The sequence below is a fragment of the Mesobacillus sp. genome, from assembly GCF_047739415.1.
Lineage (GTDB): Bacteria > Bacillota > Bacilli > Bacillales > Cytobacillaceae > Mesobacillus.
In genome coordinates this window covers 1-2,100 of sequence record NZ_JBIQOE010000083.1, presented here as the reverse complement: position 1 = coordinate 2,100, position 2,100 = coordinate 1, and the positions used below count along the sequence as shown (strand labels likewise).

General features: G+C 39.3%; 2 protein-coding genes. Both read left to right on the top strand.

Features of this window, described 5'->3' with window-relative positions:
• Positions 1–674, top strand: a 674-nt coding sequence (locus tag ACH0QE_RS07085) for a DUF3231 family protein (RefSeq protein ID WP_415800007.1), incomplete at its 5' end; no start/stop codon positions are given.
• Positions 675–1,054: 380 nt separating this feature from the next.
• On the top strand, positions 1,055–1,507 hold the full coding sequence (locus ACH0QE_RS07080; protein ID WP_415800006.1) for a hypothetical protein: 453 nt from the start codon (positions 1,055–1,057) through the stop codon (positions 1,505–1,507).
• The last annotated feature ends 593 nt before the right edge of the window (positions 1,508–2,100 follow it).

The window sequence follows — 2,100 nt, the reverse complement described above, 5'->3', positions numbered from 1 at the left end:
TGTCTTATGACAATCGAGTGATGACGATTTATGAGGGACTTACGACTGTTACTCAAAAAATTTATAAACTAGCAACATTTTATCTCCTTGAAAAAGGGATTCTCCCACAGCCGCCAAAGGTGACCATGCCAAAAGCAACGGAAATCATCGAGAGCAAAAAGTATATGAAGGGCATGAAGCTATTTGGAGATAAGCGCGTATTGAACGATTTGGAAATTGGGATCCTGAATCACAATCTTGAATCAAATATTATCGGCATGCAGTTGATCACTGGTTTTGCGCAATGTGCCCAGAATAAAGAGGCAAAGAGATTTTTTCTCAAGGGAAAAGAACTGGCTAAAAAGCAGATTGGAATCATGGAAGAAATTCTTCGTGAGAGTGATCTCCAGCCTTCAGCTGCTTTAGGAGGCACGGTCACTACATCGATCATTCCACCGTTTTCGGACAAACTTATGATGCATTGTATTTACATTTTGAATGGCTTTGGGCTTGTCGGAGCGGGTGCCGGAGCATTTTTCACCTTAAGAAATGATTTATCAATGAAATCCATCATGGTTTCCAAGGATATATTTTTCTATTCGCAGGAAGGCATTGAAATCAAAATCAAGAACGGCTGGTTTGAAGAACCTCCGCAAATGGAGGATCGGGCAGCCATCATCAAAAAAGGGAATTGAAATAAGCGTATGGCACAAACTAAGATTAGTGTTAGGTTTAACACTAATATCAATGTGGGGGGATTTCAGTGAATATTCTTCACAGTATGGTTAAGGCGATCATTACTTTCTTGATAAAAGCAAGATTTTTCATGATTTTAGTCAACAGAAGATTAGAGTCATTAGTAAGGATGCCGAGTTTAACCTAATGAATCTTTTCACATTGGCAAAAGGTAAGCGCGTACAGTGCTTGCCTTTTTAATTTAATTAATGAGTAATAAAGTGCTGGAGACTGCAATAGTCGTCAAGCACCTTTTGGGTTATGCAGGCTTTCAATCGATGTAAAAACTTAGGAAACATTTTCATCATTTTTCCGTCTAATTGTCAAAAGGGGTGTTGGTATGTGGAAGTATTTCTTAATGGGCGTCATGTTTTTGGTAGTCACCCTGGCAGGATGTTCTAATGATGGATTGTCAGGGGGAAAGCCGCCAGAGGTTTTTGTCAAAATCGGAGACGAAAAATTCGAAACGGATTTAGGCACTTATTGCTGGAAAGGTACATGTGTCGATACAGCTGGTCCGATCGAGCGTTTAGAAGGCAAAGAACCCATTATCGTTAAAGCTGGGGAAACAATTTATTTTGAAATGGATTATGACCCAAAACCAAATGAAATCCACTTAAACCAATATCATGAGAAAGAGGAAAAGAAAATATCAGTTTCTGATAATAGGTTTACCGCTCCAAGTGAGGCAGGGATTTATCATTATTCATATGGTGTGTGGTGGATGGATGAAAAGGATGAAGGCTTTTCACTTGGAGATGCTTTTTACGGATTTGTGGTTGAGGTTAAATAGGATAAGGTGCTTTCACCATCAATCTTGGAAAGATATCCATTTGAGGTCCGATTTTATGTTAGATTATTGTGTAGGGGGTGGGATAAAATGACAAGGGAAAATTGCAGGGTTTTGTGATTATTAGCGCCTTATTAGTTTTACTGGGAATTATTTTAATCGCATTTAGCGTTAAATTTGGAACATCTAACGCGGATGCATGGTTAGCCAGCCGCGGAGGAGCGGATACTGCCTACTATCATCTGATTGTCAAAAGTTATATCAATAATTTTCTGGTAAGCGGAAGTATTTTGTTAGGTTTGGGATTAGTAGGTTCTGCCTTCTTTTATTATAAAATGATTAACTTTGAGAGGTGATTTTTTGGTGAAGTACTTAACAGGTTAATGGCTGCCACTGTTTTTGACAAAATGTTATCTAACAGTCAAGTGATTACCTAGAATGAAAGCTCAGAGATATTCTGAGCTTTCAGACTGTAGACAAACTCGATGAAAATCGTGTTTGTTTACAGTCTTTTTTTGATTGGTGGTGAAATTGGGGCTGTTGATTTCCGTTCCAGGCGCTTCGCTTTCCGCGGGGCCGGCGCTGAGCCTCCTCGC

What these genes read in the sequence shown, in the direction of transcription:
- ACH0QE_RS07080 (WP_415800006.1), top strand. Translation starts at nt 1,055, where the DNA reads ATGTGGAAGTATTTCTTAATGGGCGTCATGTTTTTGGTAGTCACCCTG.